Annotated in this window: 12 protein-coding genes, 3 rRNA genes, 2 pseudogenes and 1 riboswitch; of the genes and pseudogenes, 11 read left to right on the forward strand and 6 right to left on the reverse strand. The window is 34.1% G+C overall.

Annotated features, from left to right (window positions below):
* Positions 1–4 precede the first annotated feature (4 nt).
* Both tyrS and FDN13_RS12965 read right to left on the reverse strand, forming a co-directional pair.
* Positions 5–1,222 carry a tyrosine--tRNA ligase gene (gene tyrS, locus FDN13_RS12960; RefSeq protein ID WP_138980775.1) on the reverse strand — a complete coding sequence of 406 codons (1,218 nt, stop codon included), beginning with the start codon at positions 1,220–1,222 and terminating at the stop codon, positions 5–7.
* An 80-nt stretch (positions 1,223–1,302) separates the two neighbouring features.
* Complete coding sequence (locus FDN13_RS12965; protein ID WP_138980776.1) at positions 1,303–2,466, reverse strand: cation diffusion facilitator family transporter; 1,164 nt, start codon at positions 2,464–2,466, stop codon at positions 1,303–1,305.
* 328 nt (positions 2,467–2,794) lie between these two features.
* Positions 2,795–2,958: riboswitch (Lysine riboswitch) on the forward strand.
* A gap of 65 nt (positions 2,959–3,023) precedes the next feature.
* Here FDN13_RS12965 and FDN13_RS12970 point away from each other — a divergent pair.
* From FDN13_RS12970 to FDN13_RS12980, 3 genes are all read left to right on the forward strand, one after another.
* Positions 3,024–4,214, forward strand: coding sequence for an aspartate kinase (locus FDN13_RS12970; RefSeq protein WP_138980777.1), 1,191 nt, complete (start codon positions 3,024–3,026; stop codon positions 4,212–4,214).
* A gap of 78 nt (positions 4,215–4,292) precedes the next feature.
* The gene (locus FDN13_RS12975; RefSeq protein ID WP_138980778.1) at positions 4,293–5,375 is read left to right on the forward strand and encodes a polysaccharide deacetylase family protein; all 1,083 of its coding nucleotides are present in this window, start codon (positions 4,293–4,295) and stop codon (positions 5,373–5,375) included.
* Between the two features lie 176 nt (positions 5,376–5,551).
* Positions 5,552–7,018 carry a DUF445 family protein gene (locus FDN13_RS12980; RefSeq protein ID WP_138980779.1) on the forward strand — a complete coding sequence of 489 codons (1,467 nt, stop codon included), beginning with the start codon at positions 5,552–5,554 and terminating at the stop codon, positions 7,016–7,018.
* 96 nt (positions 7,019–7,114) lie between these two features.
* Here FDN13_RS12980 and FDN13_RS12985 read toward each other — a convergent pair whose 3' ends face one another.
* Positions 7,115–8,197, reverse strand: a complete 1,083-nt coding sequence (locus tag FDN13_RS12985; RefSeq protein WP_138980780.1) for an NlpC/P60 family protein — start codon at positions 8,195–8,197, stop codon at positions 7,115–7,117.
* Positions 8,198–8,374: 177 nt separating this feature from the next.
* Here FDN13_RS12985 and FDN13_RS14605 point away from each other — a divergent pair.
* The 3 genes and pseudogenes from FDN13_RS14605 to lysA all read left to right on the forward strand — a co-directional run.
* Positions 8,375–8,506 (forward strand): annotated as a pseudogene (locus FDN13_RS14605) (PAS domain-containing protein); the annotation flags it as partial.
* Between the two features lie 300 nt (positions 8,507–8,806).
* Positions 8,807–10,184: pseudogene (locus tag FDN13_RS14610) on the forward strand (sigma-54 interaction domain-containing protein).
* A gap of 203 nt (positions 10,185–10,387) precedes the next feature.
* Complete coding sequence (lysA, locus tag FDN13_RS13000) at positions 10,388–11,677, forward strand: diaminopimelate decarboxylase (protein WP_138980783.1); 1,290 nt, start codon at positions 10,388–10,390, stop codon at positions 11,675–11,677.
* A 207-nt stretch (positions 11,678–11,884) separates the two neighbouring features.
* Here the strand turns inward: lysA and FDN13_RS13005 are convergent, their stop codons facing one another.
* Both FDN13_RS13005 and FDN13_RS13010 read right to left on the reverse strand, forming a co-directional pair.
* Entirely contained in the window at positions 11,885–12,934 is a 1,050-nt protein-coding gene (locus FDN13_RS13005) for a GerMN domain-containing protein (RefSeq protein WP_168190169.1), read from the reverse strand.
* A gap of 108 nt (positions 12,935–13,042) precedes the next feature.
* Positions 13,043–14,086 (reverse strand): GerMN domain-containing protein, encoded by a 1,044-nt coding sequence (locus tag FDN13_RS13010; protein WP_138980785.1) that lies wholly within the window; start codon positions 14,084–14,086, stop codon positions 13,043–13,045.
* A gap of 146 nt (positions 14,087–14,232) precedes the next feature.
* Between FDN13_RS13010 and FDN13_RS13015 the strand changes: the two genes are divergently transcribed.
* The 5 genes from FDN13_RS13015 to rrf all read left to right on the forward strand — a co-directional run bounded on the left by FDN13_RS13015 (position 14,233) and on the right by rrf (position 20,750).
* On the forward strand, positions 14,233–14,415 hold the full coding sequence (locus FDN13_RS13015; RefSeq protein WP_138980786.1) for a hypothetical protein: 183 nt from the start codon (positions 14,233–14,235) through the stop codon (positions 14,413–14,415).
* Positions 14,416–14,500: 85 nt separating this feature from the next.
* Entirely contained in the window at positions 14,501–14,983 is a 483-nt protein-coding gene (locus FDN13_RS13020; protein WP_138980787.1) for a LiaF transmembrane domain-containing protein, read from the forward strand.
* Positions 14,984–15,567: 584 nt separating this feature from the next.
* A 16S ribosomal RNA gene (locus FDN13_RS13025) occupies positions 15,568–17,189 on the forward strand.
* Positions 17,190–17,506: 317 nt separating this feature from the next.
* Positions 17,507–20,399, forward strand: a 23S ribosomal RNA gene (locus tag FDN13_RS13030).
* A 234-nt stretch (positions 20,400–20,633) separates the two neighbouring features.
* Positions 20,634–20,750 (forward strand): 5S ribosomal RNA (rrf, locus tag FDN13_RS13035).
* Together the 16S, 23S and 5S rRNA genes form the textbook arrangement of a ribosomal RNA operon.
* Before the next feature lie 181 nt (positions 20,751–20,931).
* Here the strand turns inward: rrf and FDN13_RS13040 are convergent.
* On the reverse strand, positions 20,932–21,933 hold the full coding sequence (locus FDN13_RS13040) for an isocitrate/isopropylmalate dehydrogenase family protein (RefSeq protein ID WP_138980788.1): 1,002 nt from the start codon (positions 21,931–21,933) through the stop codon (positions 20,932–20,934).

Here is a 21,933-nt window from a genome sequence, read left to right on the forward strand (position 1 = left end):
CACCTTACTTAATAACAATTTGATTGTAGGTTTTCTTGCCTTTTCTAACAAGTATTTTTCCGTCTTTAAACATTTTATCATCTGCAATAGTGTCTATATCGGTTATCTTTTCATCATTTACGTATAATCCACCCTGCTGAATGAGACGTTTAGCTTCACCCTTTGAAGGTACAATAGAGGCTTCAAGAAGAATATCAACAAGCTTTGAACCTATAAAATCCTTTGGAATAGTTGAAGTTGGAATATTTTCAAGATTTCCTCCTGATTCAAATAATGCTTCAGCAGCCTTTTTGGCCTTCTCAGCTTCTTCCTGCCCATGTACTATTTTTGTAATTTCATAAGCAAGAATCTTTTTAGCTTCATTTATCTCTTTATCTTTTAATGCTCCAAGCCTTCTAACTTCATCCATTGGAAGAAACGTTAAAAGAGCAAGACACTTTTCAACGTCAGCGTCATTAATGTTCCTCCAATATTGATAGAAATCATAAGGTGATGTTTTTTCAGGGTCAAGCCAAACAGCACCCTTTTCAGTTTTTCCCATTTTCTTTCCTTCGCTTGTTGTAAGAAGGGTGAAAGTCATACCATAAGCAGGTTTAGATTCTTTTTTGCGTATGAGTTCAACACCAGCTATAATGTTAGACCACTGGTCATCTCCACCAAGCTGCATAATGCAACCATATCTTCTGTTAAGTTCAAGGAAATCATATCCTTGCATTAACATATAGTTAAATTCAAGAAAAGTTAGTCCCCTTTCAAGTCTTTGTTTTACTGATTCTGCTGTAAGCATTCTGTTTACAGAAAAATGGACTCCTATCTCTCTTAAAAATTCTACATAGTTAAGATTTAAGAGCCAATCAGCATTATTTGCCATAATCGCTTTATCGTCAGAAAAGTCAATAAACTTCTGCATCTGCTTTTTAAAACATTCAGCGTTTTGGTCTATTGTTTCTTTGCTTAGCATTTTTCTCATATCTGTTTTACCAGTAGGATCTCCAACCATTGCTGTTCCACCACCGAGTAAGGCAATGGGTCTATGACCAGCCTTTTGCATATGGGACATTACCATAAGCTGAAGAAAGTGGCCTACATGAAGGCTATCTGCAGTAGGATCAAAACCTATATAAAAAGTTACTCTTTCTTTTTCAAGAAGCTCTTTTATTTCATCCTCATGGGTAAGTTGTGCAATATATCCTCTTTCCTTTAAGACATCAAAAACAGACATTTACAAAACCTCCTGATATGTATATATAATATTTCAGTATATTTTACCAGATAATTATTTAACTTTCAAATATACATTTCTTATGGATTATAATTTCTGTCTATGTGTATTTTAATATTGTATTGGGAATGCACTTTTTTGATTTTATTTACTATTTCATGTTTAAGTTTTTCTTCATCTTCTTTTTTTACTTCTTGAGAAACTACCACATCAAATAATATGTTTTTATATTCACCATCTCCTACAAATCTGAAATCATGAAATGAAAGTATTTGAGGGAAAGACTTAATAACTTCCTCAATTTCCTTTTTTGTTTCTTTTATCTTTTCATCATCTACATTTACGGGATCCTGATGTATCACAAGTAATATATCAAGTTTTTTAGAGATTTCATTTTCTGCCCTATCAATTATCTCATGGGCCTCCATTATAGGTATGTTTGAAGGGATTTCAGCATGGATAGATGCCATATATTTATTTGCACCATAGCTGTGGATTATAAGATCATGGGTTCCTATTATATTATCATAGCTTAAAACTTCTTTAACTATTGCTTTGACAAGCTCAGGATCAGGCGCTTCCCCAAGTAATGGACTTATTGTATCTTTGGTTAAATTATATCCGGCAAAAAGAATGAATATTGAAACTATAAATCCTATATATCCATCAATGGGGAAAGAAATATATTTTGATAGCAAAAGGGACAATGCAACTGTAGATGTAATTATGACATCACTGAAGCTATCAAGGGAAGTTGCATTTAATGTACCAGAAGATATATTTGAGTTGAGCTTTTTATAAAAAGTTCCGAGCCAAAACTTTATGCTTACTGATAAAATAAGTATTAAAAAAGGTATAAGCTCAAATTTTAGCCTTACAGGATGAAGTATTCTATCTACTGAATCTCTAACGAACTGAAAACCTACAAGTAAGACCATAAAGGAAACAATAAGACCTGCTATATATTCTCCTCTTCCATGTCCAAATGGGTGATCTTTATCTGCAGGTTTATCGGCTATTTTAAAACCTATTATAGTTATAATAGAGGAACCTGTATCAGAAAGGTTATTAAAGGCATCAGCTGTTATTGCAATACTATTTAGCAATGTTCCTATTATAAATTTTATTAAAAATAAAATAATGTTAACTGATATACCTACTATTCCACCGACATATCCGTATATCTGGCGATTATGTTTTTTAGATTCAGGTATAAACTTTTTAATTATCCAGTTGCTAAACATGCAATCACCTCATTTGACTTATTATAAAATATTATAACATATTGTTAACAATAATAAACAATATTACCTGCCGCAAAAGTGATTATTATTTTATATAGATATTAATTATTGATATATAAATAAGTTTGGACTAAGGGTATTAAGAATTACTTAACAAAATAGCAGAAGAGTAAGGAGGAGTTTAGTAAGGATATAAAATGTTTTGAAATAAGGCTTTAAACTTATGAAGCCCTATATTATAATATAGTTAATAAAATGTTAAGAAAATGAATAATTAATACTTGTAATGTATAAATATCTATGATATTATTTCAATAATACTATAAAAACCTCAAGTAGAGGTGCTGCAATTATGAGTAACCTGTGGAGCTGGCTGCAAAGAAGCAGGAGAAAGGAATTGTGGCCGAAGGGGATAGGTGCCAAACTATCTAACCTGGCATTATGTAGAATATGCATAATGCTGTCACCTTTTGGTGGAGAGCTACAGGGGTTGTTTAAGTGCATTCAAGCAGCTTAGGCAAGTCCTAGCTGCATATTTTTTTTGTTGGAGGTGTGTTATGAGTATAATTGTACAAAAATATGGAGGAAGTTCAGTTGCAACGATTGAAAAGATTAAAAAGGTTGCAGATAGCGTTATTGAAAAGTATAAAGAGGGTAATAAGGTCGTTGTTGTTGTATCAGCTATGGGTGATACTACTGATGATCTTATAGCAATGGCAAAAAAGATATCCAATAATCCCGATAAAAGGGAATTAGATGCACTACTTTCTACCGGTGAAATGGTTTCAAGTTCTCTTTTATCGATGGCGATAATCGATAAAGGATTTCAAGCTGTATCTTATAATGCTTTCCAAATACAGCTTAAAACTGATGGAACTTATGGTAAATCTCTTATTAAAGAGATTGATACAAAAATTATCGAAAAATCCCTTGATGAGGGGAAAATAGTAGTTGTTGCAGGATTCCAAGGTATTTCAAACGATGGGGATATAACAACTTTGGGGAGAGGAGGTTCAGATACTACTGCAGTTGCTTTAGCTGTAAAGCTTGGAGGTGTATGTGAAATATATACTGATGTTGATGGAATTTATAGTGTAGATCCAAGAATTTATAATAAAGCTAAAAAGCTTGAAAAAATAAGCTACGAGGAAATGCTTGAACTTTCAAGCCTTGGAGCACAGGTTATGCATTCAAGATCTGTGGAGTTGGGGCAAAAATATGATATACCAATTTATGTAGGATTAAGCTGTAGTGATATTAAAGGAACATATATAATGGAGGTAAATGATATGGAGAGCAAACCAATTACAGGTATAGCAGTATCCGATGATGATATTGCAATAACAATACAAAATGTTAAATATGATATAAATCTTTTATCACAAATTTTTGAAACTATTGCTGCAAAAAAGATAAACGTTGATATGATAAGCCAGACATCTCCAATTGATAATCATGTAAATATTTCTTTTACTATTCCTAAAAATGATAAAAGTGAATGTATAGATGTATTAAATGGATTTGGGTGTAAAAACCTTATCGTAGATGAAAATATTACAAAATTTTCAGTTGTTGGAATAGGAATGAAGACAACATCTGGAGTTGCAGCAAAGCTTTTTAAAATTTTTTCAACTAATAAAATAGAAGTTAAGATGATAACTACGTCTGAAATAAGAATTACATGTGCAATAAACAATTATGACAAAACAAAGGCAGTTAAGCTTGTTGCAGAGGAATTTAATTTATAACATTAATGTAGAATTATATCAAATAGTGCAAAAAAATGATATAATATATTTGCAACATAATTGATTGGAGGATTTTAAATGGGTAAAAGATTAATAAAAATTGTTGCAATAATTATATCATCAGCACTAATAACATCTTGTACGATAAAAACGGTGGCTAGAACTAATACTAATAGTATAGAAATTGATAATAAAAACAAAAGTGAAATTATAGAAACCAAGGAAAATGACAGTAAAAAAATGGACAAGACTTATTCTAGTTCTGTAAAACCCAATGAGCTTGGAAAGATAATGATTCTTATGTATCATGATATAGGTGAAAAAGAAGGGGAATGGGTAAGAACTCCAGAAAACTTTAAAAAGGATCTTGAAACTTTATATGAAAAAGGATACAGGTTAATAAGCATAAAGGATTATATAAATAACAATATAGATATACCTGAAGGTACGACACCAGTAATATTAACCTTTGATGATGGTACATTAGGACAGTTTAATATGATAAAAGAAAATGGAGAATATAGGGTCGATAATACTTGTGCTGTTGGCATACTGGAAGATTTTTATAAGTTACATCCCGATTTTGGTCTTAAAGCAACTTTCTATGTTTATTATCCTGTACCATTTAGGCAAAAAGAGTTAATTGAAAAGAAGTTTAGATATTTAATTGATAATGGAATGGATATTGGAAATCATACCTATAATCATGAAAACCTAAGAAAACTAAATACTGCTGGCATTCAGGAGTCATTAGGCAAAAATGTTATGAATACTAAAAAGTATCTTCCTGATTATGAAGTGGACAGTTTAGCTCTTCCTTATGGAATAAAACCTAAAGATAATAGCCTTATTGAATATGTTATTAAAGGTGAATATAAAAATACAATATACAATAACAAAATAGTGCTTTTAGTTGGTTCAAACCCTGCCTATCCTATATATCATATAAAAACAAAACCTGATGCTATTCCAAGGATTAGAGCAAGTGAGATGGATACTTATGGTACAGGCCTTTATGACTGGCTTGATTATTTTGATAAACATCCTGAAGAAAAATTTATAAGTGATGGAAATGCTAATATTATAAGCGTACCAGCAGATAAACAAAATGAGATTTATAAGGATAAAGTAAACGGAAAAGAAATTGTACTTATTAAATAAAATTTATTTTAACATAACATATATTGTTTAAATATTAAGTATTCCCATATACTTCTAATATAAAAAATTAGACGGTATATGGGATTGCTTTTGAATTATAATAATTATAATTTTGCTTTTTCAATTTTTTATTCTATAATGTTTATGTATTTTTAACTTAGGAAGAGGTGCTTGATGTGAAATTAATTATACCTGGATTAGTAGGAGCTTTAATAGGATATATAACTAATTATCTTGCTATTAAAATGTTATTTAGGCCTTATAATGAAGTTAGAGTTTTTGGACTACAAATTCCATTTACTCCCGGACTTATACCAAAGGAAAAGAAGAGAATTGCAAAAAGTATTGGAAAAACTGTTGGCAGTCATCTTTTAACCTCTGATTTAATTATTGAAACCTTATATAGTAAGAGAGTCAATGATGAAATCCAAGGCTACTTAAAAAAGAAATTTTACTTAATAAAAAATAGTAATAAAAATATAAAAGATGTAATAGAAGATTTTGGATTGAAGCTTGATAAAATTGAAAACAATTTAAGTCTTATGCTTTCAGATTTTTTGATAAGGACAATTAGGGGTCAATTTTCAAGGGAAAAGATAAAATATATAATTGAAAAATATATAATAAGTAGGTTTGATAATATAGTTAGTATTACTATTTTTGATAATATAATTGACAATATTGATAGGATTTTTGAAGATGCTACTTTAAGGAATAATATAAAATCTAAGGTTGGTGAATGGATTACAATTTTAAAAGATGATGAAAAGCTTTTGATTCAAGTGATTCCAGTTGAAATTACAAATAAAATTAAAAGGATGATTTATGAAAATGGAGAAAAAGAATCTCAATTTGTACTTGAAATCATAAGAAAACAAGAAGTAAGGGATGAAATAAAAGAGTATATATCAAATATAATTGAACTAAATCTTGGAAAGTTTGCAGCTATGCTAATACCCTTAAACAACATATCAGAGAGGATTTTAATTTCTTTTGAAGTTTTCTTACAAAATCCTGATAATTATTCAAAAGTATCTACTTTTTTTGAAAATATAGCAGATATGTTACTTGAAATAAAAATATCAGATATTATAACTTATTTTCCTGATAAATCAATTGATAAAGCTATTGATTATATTTTTGAAAAGCCTTTAAAATTTATTTTAACTGATGAAAACAAAAATGTGTTTAAAGAATATATAAGGTCTTTAGTTGATTCAAATAAAATTGGAATAAGCAAAAGCCTAAGCGATTATTTATGTAGTTTTATAGAAGCGGAAATAAGTTCTAATGACTTTAGCAATGTTATAGGCAAGATTAGTAGTTATACTATAAATTATGTTGTAAATATACCTTTTTCTCAGTTGCTGTTAAATATGAAATTTAGTACTTTAAAAAACTTTAAAGAATTTATACAACTGCATTTTGGAGAATTTATTAAAGATAAAGCTTTATCAATTATTGAGCTTGTTGATATACCCTGTATTATTGAAGATAGGATAAATAGTTTCGATCCTAAGTTTGCAGAGCAGATAATAATTGAAGTAGCAAATAAAGAGCTTTCTGCTATAACTTGGCTTGGAGCATTACTTGGCGGAATTATGGGACTTATTACACCACTGCTAAATAGCTTATTACAATAAAAATTTTAGCCCATATATTTCTAAGCTGATTTAGGGTATTTTTTAGAAAATGAAATCATCTTAGTAATAAATGGGCTATTTTTATTAATAAAAATTTTATGGTATTCTTCTTGCACGGTTATAGTCACTTCTTGTAAGAGGAGATATTTTAACTACATCACCAGTTCTTGGTGCATGAATAAAACAGTTATCACCAACATATATTCCTACATGGTGTATTGGATTACCAAAGAACACAAGATCTCCCGGCTTTAATTGATCTCTTGAAACAGGTATACCTTGTGTAGCCTGATCCCTTGATACTCTATAAAGTGTTTTTCCAAAATGAGCAAAGACATATTTAGTGAAACCAGAACAGTCAAAGCCACTAGGTGTTTCGCCACCCCAGACATATCTTACTCCAAGAAATTTCATAGCATAGGCTACAACAGCTTCACCACTATAGTTTGCAGTACTTGTTCCTGCATATTTTTTTTGAAGAGCAGCAATTTGCTTCTTTGTAAGCTCTATATCCTTTTGATATTGTGCTATTCTTGAAGCATAATATCTTTTCTTTTGTTCAAGCTGAGTTATAAGCCTTTGTTGTTCGCTTTTTTTATTGTTTAAAGCTTCAAGTTTCTTTTGGTTTTCGGATTTTAATGATGATAACTTATTTTTTTCATTTACAAGTTTTTCTTTTTCAATTGTTATTTTTTTCTTTTTATTTATTAAATCAGTTATAAGATTATTATCATAAACTATTATTTTTTTTATCATATCAAATCGAGCAAGAAAATCGCTAAGACTTTTAGAATTTAAAAGTATATATAAATACCCAAAGTTTCCATTCATATAGAGTGTTCGCATTCTCTTTTTAAATATTTCTTGCTCTTTTTCTATGTCTTTTTGAGCATCTGAGATGTTTTTTTCAACTATTTCTATATTACGTTTTGTATTATTAATTTTGGTATTCAAATCCTTAATTTGGTTCAGAATATCTCCTATTTGATCATCTAATATTTCTATATTGCTTTCCATTTGATCTATTTGACGTAAAATCTCATTATATGTATTTCTGCTTTGTTGAAGTTGCCTTTGCTGAGTTTGAAGTCTTTCTGTTAAAGGAGTTGCAATTGCAGTTGTACTTGTTGTAAGTAATAGTATAATTAATATAATAAAAGTAAAGCGATTTTTATTCAAGCTTGTCCCACCCCCGGCAATAAAAATAAAAGCAATGTATATTTTACAATAAAAATGTCATTTAATCGTATAAAATGATTATAACATTTTATTTAAATAAAATCAAAATGTCAAAATATGGATTTGAACCATACTTTATATATTAATATAATATTTTAATGGATTTTGAGGTGAATTATGAATAATAATATTATTAAATATGAGATATTGAAAAATATACCAGTTGGAGTTATAGCTATTGATTCAAATAAAAAAATACAAGAAATAAATAAAAAGGCGAAGGAGATATTTGGTATAAGCTATTCTTTGAACTTTTTCCACGAAGAAGGAAAAATAGAAAAGGGAGATATATTAATTATTGGTGATAATTCAATAGGAATTGATGATGGAGGAATAGATGAGAAAGATTTTAAACTCCTTGGAATTGATGAAGATGTTCAAAAGGGGGCTGCCTTTGTTTATATAGGAAAATACAAAAAAGGTGGTGATTATAAGTATAGGGAAATACAAAATAGTGATGTTTTATCTTTAGAAAAGAAAATATTAGGAAAGATTTGTAAAGTTGAAATAGATTTTTTAAATAAAATCATTAACATAAAGGTAGATGATATGGAGTTTCCATTTAAATATATAAAAGGCATAGGGCATATTGTTATATTGGATGGTAAGACAGGGAAAATAAAATTTTATCAGAGTAAAGGCTATACAGTGAGAAAAGAAGATTTAAAGAGCATTATTAATGGAAAAAACTTTTTAAAAAAATCATTAGAAGGAGATATGGAGACTGAGGTTATTGGAGAGGATATTACAAATATATTGGGAACATCTGTTAGCATACAAACGTTGATAAAGGCTGCTGAGGGAAAAGAATTTAATTTTATAAATCAATATGATGAGATAAATGGCAGACCGGTTCGTTGTAGTGTTTTTAAAATAAAAGATGAAGAAAAAATTTATGGAGCTTTTTTATTGGTTGAAGATTTATCTGAACTTAATAGATTGATAAAAGAAAAGGATGAGATATTGAAAAAACTTCTTGAGATAGAGGAAACTACATATAATCCTTTTGATGTTATAGTTGGAGAAAGCCAAGCAATTCAGAATTTAAAAAGCTATGCTAAAAAGGCCGCTATTACAAATTCTACTATTTTAATTCTTGGAGAAAGTGGTACAGGAAAAAGCCAACTTGCCAGGGCAATACATGAATATAGCGGAAGGAGAGGTAAAAAATTTGTTGAATTAAATTGTGGGGCTTTATCAGAGAGTCTACTCGAAAGTGAACTTTTTGGATATGTACCAGGTGCCTTTACAGGAGCAAAAAAAGAAGGCAAAAAAGGTCTTATTGAAAGTGCTGATGGTGGGACGCTTTTTCTTGATGAAATATCAGAGCTTCCATTAAACCTTCAGGTTAAATTACTTCATGTTCTTCAGTAAAAAATTTTTGCCTGTTGGATCTACAGAACCTAAGAATGTTGATGTAAGGTTTATATGTGCTACTAACAGGGATTTAAATAAAATGATAGAGGAAGGTAGTTTTAGAGAAGATTTATATTATAGGATAAATGTAATTCCAATTGAAATTCCATCATTAAGAAATAGAAAAGAAGATCTTTATTTATTAGTTCAATTCTTAATACAAAAGATAACAAAAAAAGAAAACACAACCACAAAAGTTTTATCAGATGAAGCTTTTAATAAACTCTATGCTTACGATTTCCCAGGAAATGTAAGAGAACTTGAAAATATTTTGGAAAGGGCAATTAACTTATGTGAAGGGGATATTATTACAGATAAAGATATTATATTAGATTATCAAGATAAAAATGCTGACAAAACGTTGAAAGAAATTATAGAAGAAACAGAGAAAAAAGCAATTATTAATTGTTTAAAAAGATACAACGGAGATAAAAATAAAGTTATGAAAGTTCTAAATATCAAAAAAACATCTTTTTATGATAAAGTAAAAAAATATGGAATAAAAATTTAGCCGAAATTTCGGAATTTATTCCGCAGATACGGAAAAGGCGCAGCTTGAAAATATTAAGGTATAGATGAGTTTCCGTAAATACGGAAATAATAAAAAGTGATTTTAACCCATAATACATAATATCACGAAAAAAATAGTATTATGGGTTTTTATTTTTGGTATGGATTTTGCATATAAGAATAGAAAAAACTTTGGAGGGTACTATGCTTGGATATAATTATTTAGAGATAAATGAAAAAGGAAATCTTTCTATTTCAAAGTGTGATTGTTTAGAACTTGCAAAAAAATATGGAACACCTCTTTATGTTATGAGTGAAGATGAGATAAGAAGAAGATGTAGAGAGATAAGAAAAAATCACATAGAAAAATACAATGGTTTTGCAGTATATGCAAGCAAGGCTTTTTTGAATAAGGAGATGTGCAGAATAATAAAAAGCGAGGGGTTAGGCCTTGATGTAGTTTCAGGTGGAGAAATATATACAGCATATTCAGTAGGCTTTCCAATGGATAAGGTTATATTCCATGGCAATAATAAAACTATTGAAGAGCTTGAAATGGCGATTGAATATGGGGTTGGAAGATTTGTAATAGACAATTTCTATGAAATTGATTGCCTTGAAAAAATATTAAAGAAAAAGGGAAAGAGTATTAATGCACTAATAAGGCTTACACCAGGAATTGATGGGCATACTCATGAGTTTATTAAAACAGGTCAAGTTGATTCAAAATTTGGTTTTTCTATGTTTGATGATAGTGCTGATAGAGCTGTTGAAAGGATATTAAAAATTGATAGAATCAATTTAAAAGGTTTTCATGCCCATATAGGTTCACAATTACACGAAAATGAAGTGTACAAGAAAGAAATAGAAGTACTTGCTGAATATTCAAAGAAAATAAAGAATTTATATGGATTTGAGGTAGAGGAGCTTAATGTTGGAGGAGGATTTGGAATATTTTATGTAGAAGGTGATAAGAGACGCTCTATATCATTCTTTACGGATATAATTAATGAGTCAGTAATCTCTGAATTTAATAAGCTAAACCTTAAAAAGCCTCTTGTTATAATTGAGCCGGGAAGATGGATTGTTGGAGAAGCAGGTATAACCCTTTATACAATTGGATGTATAAAGGATATCAAAGGGATAAGAAAATATGTAAGTGTAGATGGAGGTATGGCAGATAATCCAAGGCCACCATTATATGATGCATTATATTCTGCAGTTGTTGTAAATAAAAAATGCGATGAAAAAGAAGTAGTAACAATAGCTGGAAAATGTTGCGAGTCTGGGGACATACTAATAAAAGACATAGAACTTCCCAAGGTTGAAAGTGGAGATATATTAGCAGTATTAAGTACAGGCGCATATAATTATTCTATGGCAAGCAACTATAACAGAATAAGAAGGCCAGCAGTTGTAATGGTAAGTGAGGGAAAGCATAGACTTATAGTTAAAAGAGAAACTTATGAAGACTTGGTAAGATTTGATATTTAATGGTAGTGAAAAAAGTATTTATTGTTAAATAAATAATTAAAAAGGCTGTTGGCAAACAAATTTTGCAGCAGCCTTTTAATTTTGAGTATTCCAAATGATTTTATTATTCGCGTTAGATATAAATATATTAGTACAATACTTATGGAGAAATTATAATGTTCATAATAATATTTTATATTTAGTAACAATCCGACATATAAAGATGAACTATTTTTTATATTCTTTTATATTTTTATAGTCAACATAGTATATATTACTACTATTAACTTGCAGGGAATTTAAAATAAAAGGTGAACTTTCTATGCTTATATTTACTTTATCAGTATTGAAATAATCTGCAAGAGTGTTTACTATACACTGAACAATCTTTTGACTATATAAAGTATTGAATTTTAACCAATCTGAAAAATCTTTTGAAAAATCAATATAGACGGTATGGTCAGCATAATTGAAATATACCTTATTTATTTTTGTATTATCAGATATAAGTTTTGGAAGTTCAAAGGGAGGATACTTAAAATAATTTTCCAATGCATTTTTTAATAAATCGTTTGTTTTAAAGTATAATTTGACTTTTGTATAAATAATCTCATTACTTATGTTATTAGGATAGTAAAATTTCACTATTTGCATGTATTTAGAGTTATTTTCAATTTTATCTATTACTATTTCATTTGTTGTATCGTTATATTTATATATTGTTTTTATGGGGCCAAGACCTAATGCATAGTAATCTATTGTTGTAAGGTTGTTTGATTTTGTTGTTACTTCAAGAGCTGTGAAGTTTCCTAAAGGAGTTTTAACATCAACGTTAATTCCTGAAATAAATCTTTCATTTCCATTTGGTAAAAGCCATTTGTTACCTAATTTTATTGGTTCTTTTAATAAGATTTCTGGCTCGATGTTAACATAAGACATTATGTTGTCAATATAATAAAATTCATTTCTTGTATTAATTATTTTAAGTTCTCCATTACTAAATTCTATTACCTGGCCTTTTATATCAGAAGGAGTTATAATTCTAAGTTGTATTTTATTATTATCAATGTAATCAATATATATAGTTTTGTCATCTAAATTGCTGTTTTGACTTTGATAAATTAATTTATAGTTGCCCTTAAATGTGAAAAAATCTTGTACACTATAATTTGAAGTATTATCATTTGGTTTTATATTATTAGAATAATAGGTACAGGAGGAAAGCAATAAAGAAAGAAAAAAATATATAAAAAAAATAAGAATATATAACTTTTTCATTATATCCCCCCAGATAAAGTACTTAAAATTATTATACAATATTTTGGGAAAATATAACATATAAAATAAAAATTTATGTATATATAGTAGAAAAAATTATATGTAAAATCATTTATATTCCATAACTTTTTTATAATCTACGTAAAATGGCTCTCCTTCTTTAACTTCAAAATGACCTGAAGAATAGGGTTTGCCTTCTATGGTAATATAGACTTTATCAACGTTATAATAGTCTCCTAAAGTATTTGTTACGCTTAAGAGTATTAACCCTTCCAATGCAGAACCTGCATTCATTTCAGAAATGAACTCTTTAGAAAAGTCTATATAGACTTTATTTTCTGCTCTATTAAGATAAAGTTTATTTATTTTTGTATTATTGCTCATTAATCTAAAGTTGCCTTTAGGAGACTTCTTAAAATACTTTTCAAATATATCTTTTAGTCTATCGTTTGTTTTAAAGTTAATTTTTTCTTTTATATATATTGCTTTCTCACTGTCTAAATTAGGATAGTAAAATTTAATAGTTTGTGTAACTGAGGCATCTTTTTGAAATTTTGAAAGATTTGTTTCTACAGTAAAATCATTTGATTTATAAATAGTTTTAACATGACCTAAATTTAAAACGTAATAATCATAGGTTTTTGAGTCAGTATACTCAGTTGTAACTTCTAAAGCCTTAAAGGTTCCGTAGGGGACAGATATATTAACATCTGTATTAGAAATATATCTTTTGTTGCCATCAGGTAAAGTCCAAGTTGTTCCTTTTTCAAGGGGTTCTTTTAATAGTATTTCAGGATTATTATTATCGTAAGAGGTTAAATCGTCTCTGTTGTAGAATTCCCCAATTGATGCTATAAGTCTTAGTTGACCGTCTTTATTTTCTATAACTTGTCCTAAGACAGTACCAGGGTTTATTACTCTAAGTTGTATCCTGTTATTATTTATATAATCTACATATACGTCTTTTTCAGCATATTCATTTCCTATTCCTTCATATTGCATTCTTATATTAGGGGTAAAGGGGAAATAGTCACTTATTTTAGGTTTACTGCTCTCTGATGATTGTGAAGATATATTATTTTGTTTAGAAGGTCTTTGACTGCAGGAAATAAATAATAATAAAATAGAAATTGTTATTAATATCTTTTTCATATTAACCCTCCAAATTTATTCTTTGTGATTATTATACTACTAAAATTACTAAATTTATACATTATATTCAAAATACTAAGTTTCATAATTTATTTGAATATTATTTTGAATTTTAGTAGAGAATAATTATAAGAGGAGGGATGTTTTTGGTAAACAAAGAACAACTTATGGCTGTTGCAGCCAGTTGCAGTAGTTACAGCCCAAAGGCAACAAATTCATCATACCTAAACTATGGTGGTGCAACCTGTGAATTATGTGCCCATTGGGATGGTGAAAGATGCATGATAAATGTATACGATAAAGTACTGAATGGATTGGATCAAACTTAATAAATTTTATATTAAAAAACTGTTTAAATTGCCACCTTTTAGTATATAATTGTATTACAAATACTATATAAAAGGTGGTGTTATTTTGAGCAGAAACATAGCAGCAGGAATCTTTTTAATAACAATTGGTATAGTATTAATTATTCAAAGAACAGTAGGAATAAATTTATGGAATTATATCTGGCCTTTTTCCCTGATTGTAGTAGGCATAGGAATACATTACAAGTTTTTTCATGATAAAAACGATTCAAATATATTAGTTATAGGAGGAATATTATTAACTTACGGTTTGTTATTTTTATTTAATAATATTACAAATGGAGCTTATAATAGTAAAACAAACTTTGTTTACTTTCTTGGAATAGGCATAGGTTTTATTGAAAGTTTTATATTTGGAGATAATAATAAAAATCTAATACCTGCAATAATTTTTATTTCAATATCAATATATTTCTTACTAAAACAAGTATTTCCACAAATTTATAGTATAAGAATAAGAGATTATCTTATACCAGGGTTTCTCATAATTTTTGGAGTATATATACTTTTTAAAAATAGAAGACAATAAAGTAGTATAAAAAATAAATATTTTATATAAGCTGTTAATGATTAAGGTAGGTATTTGCTGAGAATGCCTACCTTATTATTTTTGATAGTCTTTATATAATAGGTATATATTAAAATATCAAAAATAAGCTTATATTTTTAAATAAGCAGGTGGAATTCCTTGATATAATATCAACGTCGCCAGGTATATCGATATATTTAACATGAAGAAAAACAAAATATAATAGAGCATTGTAAATCTAATTTTGATTAATTGATAAAAATAAAAATAAATAGGTAAAAGTTTATGATAACATATAAAAGTCGCTGCGATGCGGCGGCAACAAAAAATAAAAAAGTTGTTGACACAGTAAAAAGCTGATGCTAAAATAACAAGTGCTGTCGCTAAGAAGCAGCAAACTAAAAGCTAAAAAATAGAAATAAAAAATATGTTGACAATGAAGAAATGACATGATATGATAATTGAGCGCCTTGATGAGAGGCAAGTTTGAACCTTGAAAATTGAACAGTGGATAAGCGAACGTACCGAGAAGTAATTCAAATAAAACAGGATTGAAATGTGGATACCACATTGAAATAAGATTTTATCTTAAGAGTTTGATCCTGGCTCAGGACGAACGCTGGCGGCGTGCCTAACACATGCAAGTCGAGCGGAGGCAGCACTTAACACTGAGTGCTCAGATGTGAATATAGTTTAAAGTAAGCCAGCGTCAAGCACGCGCAAGCGGGCTTTACGCTAAAAAGGATAACACATACTGAGTATTGAGTGTTAAGGGCTGCCTTAGCGGCGGACGGGTGAGTAACACGTGGGTAACCTGCCTCAAGGAGGGGGATAACACTAAGAAATTGGTGCTAATACCGCATAAAGCTAATGCTTCGCATGAGGCGTTAGCCAAAGGAGCAATCCGCCTTGGGATGGGCCCGCGGCCCATTAGCTAGTTGGTGAGGTAACGGCTCACCAAGGCGACGATGGGTAGCCGACCTGAGAGGGTGATCGGCCACATTGGGACTGAGACACGGCCCAGACTCCTACGGGAGGCAGCAGTGGGGAATATTGCACAATGGGGGAAACCCTGATGCAGCAACGCCGCGTGAGCGAAGAAGGCCTTCGGGTTGTAAAGCTCTGTCTTCCCTGACGATAATGACGGTAAGGGAGGAGGAAGCCACGGCTAACTACGTGCCAGCAGCCGCGGTAATACGTAGGTGGCGAGCGTTGTCCGGAATTACTGGGCGTAAAGGGTGCGTAGGCGGTTCTCTAAGTGGGATGTGAAATCCATGGGCTTAACCCATGAACTGCATTCCAAACTGGAGAGCTAGAGTGCAGGAGAGGAAAGCGGAATTCCCAGTGTAGCGGTGAAATGCGTAGATATTGGGAGGAACACCAGTGGCGAAGGCGGTTTTCTGGACTGTAACTGACGCTGAGGCACGAAAGCGTGGGGAGCAAACAGGATTAGATACCCTGGTAGTCCACGCTGTAAACGATGGGTACTAGGTGTGGGAGGCGTAGCCTTCCGTGCCGCAGTTAACACATTAAGTACCCCGCCTGGGAAGTACGATCGCAAGATTAAAACTCAAAGGAATTGACGGGGGCCCGCACAAGCAGCGGAGCATGTGGTTTAATTCGAAGCAACGCGAAGAACCTTACCAGGGCTTGACATCTACCGAATCCTGTAGAGATACGGGAGTGCCCCTTTGGGGAACGGTAAGACAGGTGGTGCATGGTTGTCGTCAGCTCGTGTCGTGAGATGTTGGGTTAAGTCCCGCAACGAGCGCAACCCTTGCCTTTAGTTGCCAGCACTTCGGGTGGGCACTCTAAAGGGACTGCTAGGGTTAACCTAGAGGAAGGTGGGGATGACGTCAAATCATCATGCCCTTTATGCCCTGGGCTACACACGTGCTACAATGGCCGGTACAAAGAGCAGCGATGCCGTGAGGCGGAGCAAATCTTTAAAACCGGTCCCAGTTCAGATTGTAGGCTGCAACTCGCCTACATGAAGCCGGAGTTGCTAGTAATCGCGGATCAGCATGCCGCGGTGAATACGTTCCCGGGCCTTGTACACACCGCCCGTCACACCATGAGAGTCGGCAACACCCGAAGTCAGTGGGCTAACCCGAAAGGGAGGCAGCTGCCGAAGGTGGGGTTGATGATTGGGGTGAAGTCGTAACAAGGTAGCCGTAGGAGAACCTGCGGCTGGATCACCTCCTTTCTATGGGGAAAATGCCTAAACGGCATTTTCCGGGCAGCTTAGCCTATTATTAGGCGGTAAAAGCTGCACCGGAACCGTTAGGTTTAAAAGCCTAAATGGCTTTTATGGGGAAATTTGACCACAAGAGGAATACCTCGCAGGCTAAATTTCCCCGGGGAAGTAACTTTAATAGTTAACTTTTCTGTAAGAGCATTTGAGGCTTTATAGCGTATCGCTAATCCACTGTTTGATTTTGAAGATTCAAATATCGAAATGATATTTGTCTTCAGATAGTTCTTTGAAAACTGCACAGCAAAAACAATCGCGAGAAAAATAAAGGTCAAGCTAATAAGGGCGCACGGTGGATGCCCTGGCATTAGGAGCCGAAGAAGGACGTGATAAGCTGCGATAAGCTGCGGGTAGCCGCAAATAGGCTGTGATCCGCAGATTTCCGAATGGGGGAACCCACATAGCTAACGCTATGTATCATATACTGAATCAATAGGTATATGAAGGCACACCTGGGGAACTGAAACATCTAAGTACCCAGAGGAAAAGAAAGAATAATCGATTTCCTAAGTAGCGGCGAGCGAAAGGGAAGGAGCCCAAACCAATTCCTTCGGGGATTGGGGTTGAGGAGGCAGCATAAAGGGAGCAGAGGTTTAATCGAAGAGGTCTGGAAAGGCCCGCCACAGAAGGTAACAGCCCTGTAGGTGAAAAGCTAAAGCTTTCGCTGTCATCCAGAGTACCACGGGACACGTGAAACCCTGTGGGAAGCAGGGAGGACCACCTCCCAAGGCTAAATACTACCTAATGACCGATAGCGCATAGTACCGTGAGGGAAAGGTGAAAAGAACCCCGGGAGGGGAGTGAAATAGAACCTGAAACCGTGTGCCTACAAGCAGTCGGAGCACGTTAAAGTGTGACGGCGTGCTTTTTGTAGAACGAGCCAGCGAGTTACGGTATGCAGCGAGGTTAAGGACTTAAGGTCCGGAGCCGTAGGGAAACCGAGTCTGAATAGGGCGTAAAGTTGTATGCTGTAGACCCGAAACCGGGTGACCTATCCATGGACAGGGTGAAGGTGAGGTAAAACTTACTGGAGGCCCGAACCACGTTGGTGTTGAAAAACCATGGGATGAGCTGTGGATAGCGGAGAAATTCCAATCGAACTCGGAGATAGCTGGTTCTCCCCGAAATAGCTTTAGGGCTAGCCTTAAGGTAAGATATACGGAGGTAGAGCACTGAATGGGCTAGGGGCCATCAAGGTTACCGAACCCTATCAAACTCCGAATGCCGTAATATTATCCTTAGGAGTCAGACTACGAGTGATAAGATCCGTAGTCAAGAGGGAAACAGCCCAGACCATCAGCTAAGGTCCCAAAGTGCATGTTAAGTGGAAAAGGATGTGGGATCTCTAAGACAACCAGGATGTTGGCTTAGAAGCAGCCATTCATTCAAAGAGTGCGTAATAGCTCACTGGTCGAGAGGTTCTGCGCCGAAGATGTCCGGGGCTCAAACATGCCACCGAAGCTATGGATCCGCAAGGATGGTAGGGGAGCGTTGTATGCGGAGCGAAGCATAACCGAAAGGATATGTGGACTGCATACAAGTGAGAATGCTGGCATAAGTAGCGAGAAATAGGTGAGAATCCTATTCGTCGAAAGCCTAAGGTTTCCTCAGGAAGGTTCGTCCGCTGAGGGTTAGTCGGGACCTAAGCCGAGGCCGAAAGGCGTAGGTGATGGACAATCGGTTGATATTCCGATACCACCATAGACCGTTATTAGAGATGGGGTGACGCAGGAGGATAGGCTGAGCGCATTTTTGGCTAAGTGCGTCCAAGGGCTGAGTCAGACTTTCAAGGCAAATCCGGGAAGTTAATGACAGGGCTTGATGGGGAGCCCGTAAGGGTGAAGCAGCTGATTTCACACTGCCAAGAAAAGCCTCTATCGAGGGATGTGGTGCCCGTACCGCAAACCGACACAGGTAGGTGAGGAGAGAATCCTAAGACGAGCGAGAGAACCCTTGTTAAGGAACTCGGCAAATTGACCCCGTAACTTCGGGAGAAGGGGTGCTCTAGAGATAGAGCCGCAGAGAATAGGCCCAGGCAACTGTTTAGCAAAAACACAGGTCTCTGCTAAATCGCAAGATGATGTATAGGGGCTGACGCCTGCCCGGTGCTGGAAGGTTAAGGGGAAAGGTTAGCGCAAGCGAAGCTTTGAACCGAAGCCCCAGTAAACGGCGGCCGTAACTATAACGGTCCTAAGGTAGCGAAATTCCTTGTCGGGTAAGTTCCGACCCGCACGAATGGCGTAATGACCTGGGCACTGTCTCAACAAGGGACTCGGCGAAATTGTAGTACCGGTGAAGATGCCGGTTACCCGCGATTGGACGGAAAGACCCCGTAGAGCTTTACTGTAGCTTAGCATTGAGTTTCGGTATTGTCTGTACAGGATAGGTGGGAGACAGAGAAGGCAGGGCGTCAGCTTTGCTGGAGTCGACCTTGGGATACCACCCTGATGATACTGAAGCTCTAACCGGAGGCTTTGAATCAAGTCACGGGACATTGTTAGGTGGGCAGTTTGACTGGGGCGGTCGCCTCCTAAAGAGTAACGGAGGCGCCCAAAGGTTCCCTCAGTGCGGTTGGAAATCGCGCGGAGAGTGCAAAGGCAGAAGGGAGCTTCACTGTGAGAGAGACATCTCGAGCAGGGACGAAAGTCGGGCTTAGTGATCCGGTGGTACCGAGTGGAAGGGCCATCGCTCAACGGATAAAAGCTACCTCGGGGATAACAGGCTGATCTCCCCCAAGAGTCCACATCGACGGGGAGGTTTGGCACCTCGATGTCGGCTCGTCGCATCCTGGGGCTGAAGTAGGTCCCAAGGGTTGGGCTGTTCGCCCATTAAAGCGGCACGCGAGCTGGGTTCAGAACGTCGTGAGACAGTTCGGTCCCTATCCGTCGCGGGCGTAGGAAATTTGAGAGGAGCTGTCCTTAGTACGAGAGGACCGGGATGGACGAACCTCTGGTGCACCAGTTGTTCCGCCAGGAGCACAGCTGGGTAGCCATGTTCGGAAGGGATAAGCGCTGAAGGCATCTAAGCGCGAAGCCCACCTCAAGATGAGATTTCCCACCGTAAGGGTAAGACCCCTTGAAGAACACAAGGTTGATAGGCCAAAGGTGTAAGCGCCGTGAGGCGTTCAGCTGATTGGTACTAATAGGTCGAGGGCTTGATCAATAATTTGCTGTGCAGTTTTGAAAAAACTACATTAAGTAGTTGAGATTTTTAATATTTTACGACGAAGCATTATGATTTATTCGTATTAGTTCTTGCCGAGTCTGACGCAGAAAATTTTAGAACTTTTGCTTGTTTGAGAGAAGCGAGTTTGCAAAAGTTCTTAATTTTCAAGGAAGCGAGGCTTAGAACTAAAGAAGAAATCATATAGCAAGGAGAAAAATATTAAAAATAATATCTGGTGGTTAGGCATCTGGGGTAACACCCGTTCCCATTCCGAACACGAAGGTTAAGCCCGGGTGCGCCGATGATACTAAGCTGGAGACGGCTTGGAAAAGTAGGTGTCTGCCAGATTGTTTTGCAAGAAGGTATGTGTAAACGTACCTTCTTTGCATTTTTTGAATAATATTAGTAATGATTGATTAGACTTTGTTTTAAAGAAATATAGTATATTCCAACTTTTTCAACGGTTTGAGTAAAAATTAAAATGGAAGCCTTTTTGGCTTCCATTAAAAATATATATATTTCGAGGATTTTATTTTAATTCTTTAATAACGGCCTTTGCAAATTCAATAGTTCCAGTATTTCCACCCATATCAAATGTTTTATATTCTTCCTGCTTTAAAACTAAATTAAGAGCATTTTCTATAGAATCAGCTATATCTAATTCACCAAGGTATCTTAGCATCATAACAGAAGACAATATAGCAGCTGTTGGGTTGGCTTTATTTTGCCCAGCTATGTCTGGTGCAGAACCATGAACTGGTTCAAATATTGCTATGTCATTTCCAATGTTTGCACCTGGAACCATTCCAAGTCCGCCAACAAGTCCTGCTGCAAGATCTGACAATATATCTCCATATAAATTTGGCATTACAAGTACATCGTATTTTTCTGGTGACATTACAAGTTTCATACTCATAGCATCTACAATCATTTCTTCATATACTATTTCAGGATAGTTTTGGGCTACTTTTCTTGAACAATTTAAAAACAACCCATCAGTGCATTTCATTATATTTGCTTTATGAACAGAAGTAACTTTTTTTCTTTTTTCTTTAACTGCAAGGTTAAAAGCAAAATCAACTATCCTTTCACTTGCTTTTCTTGTAATTATTTTTATACTTTCGGCAGCATCATCGCCAACCATGTGTTCAATGCCTTTATAGAGATCTTCAGAATTTTCTCTTACTATTATAAGATTAACGTTATCGTATTTTGAAGGAACTCCAGCAATAGTTTTTACAGGTCTTATATTAGCATATAAATCAAAGGTTTGCCTTAAAGTTACATTAACACTTTTAAATCCCGTTCCTATTGGAGTTGTAACAGGACCTTTTAGAGCAATTTTGTTTCTATTTATAGAGTCTATAACATTTTGGGGTAGTGGAGTGCCATATTTTTTTATAGAACTTTCACCAGCTTCTACAATATCCCAGTTAAATTTAATTGGGCAAGAATCAAGTATTAGTTTGGTGGCGTTTATAACTTCAGGGCCAATGCCATCACCTAAAATCAACGTAACATCGTAACTCAT

Source organism: Caloramator sp. E03, assembly GCF_006016075.1.
Lineage (GTDB): Bacteria > Bacillota > Clostridia > Clostridiales > Caloramatoraceae > Caloramator_B.

Excerpts from the sequence above, each read along its gene's own strand:
- FDN13_RS12965 (WP_138980776.1), bottom strand. The coding sequence starts at position 2,466 with ATGTTTAGCAACTGGATAATTAAAAAGTTTATACCTGAATCTAAAAAA.
- tyrS (WP_138980775.1), bottom strand. The coding sequence starts at position 1,222 with ATGTCTGTTTTTGATGTCTTAAAGGAAAGAGGATATATTGCACAACTT.
- FDN13_RS13005 (WP_168190169.1), bottom strand. The coding sequence starts at position 12,934 with ATGAAAAAGTTATATATTCTTATTTTTTTTATATATTTTTTTCTTTCT.
- FDN13_RS12975 (WP_138980778.1), top strand. The coding sequence starts at position 4,293 with ATGGGTAAAAGATTAATAAAAATTGTTGCAATAATTATATCATCAGCA.
- lysA (WP_138980783.1), top strand. The coding sequence starts at position 10,388 with ATGCTTGGATATAATTATTTAGAGATAAATGAAAAAGGAAATCTTTCT.
- FDN13_RS13040 (WP_138980788.1), bottom strand. The coding sequence starts at position 21,933 with ATGAGTTACGATGTTACGTTGATTTTAGGTGATGGCATTGGCCCTGAA.
- FDN13_RS12970 (WP_138980777.1), top strand. The coding sequence starts at position 3,024 with ATGAGTATAATTGTACAAAAATATGGAGGAAGTTCAGTTGCAACGATT.
- FDN13_RS13010 (WP_138980785.1), bottom strand. The coding sequence starts at position 14,086 with ATGAAAAAGATATTAATAACAATTTCTATTTTATTATTATTTATTTCC.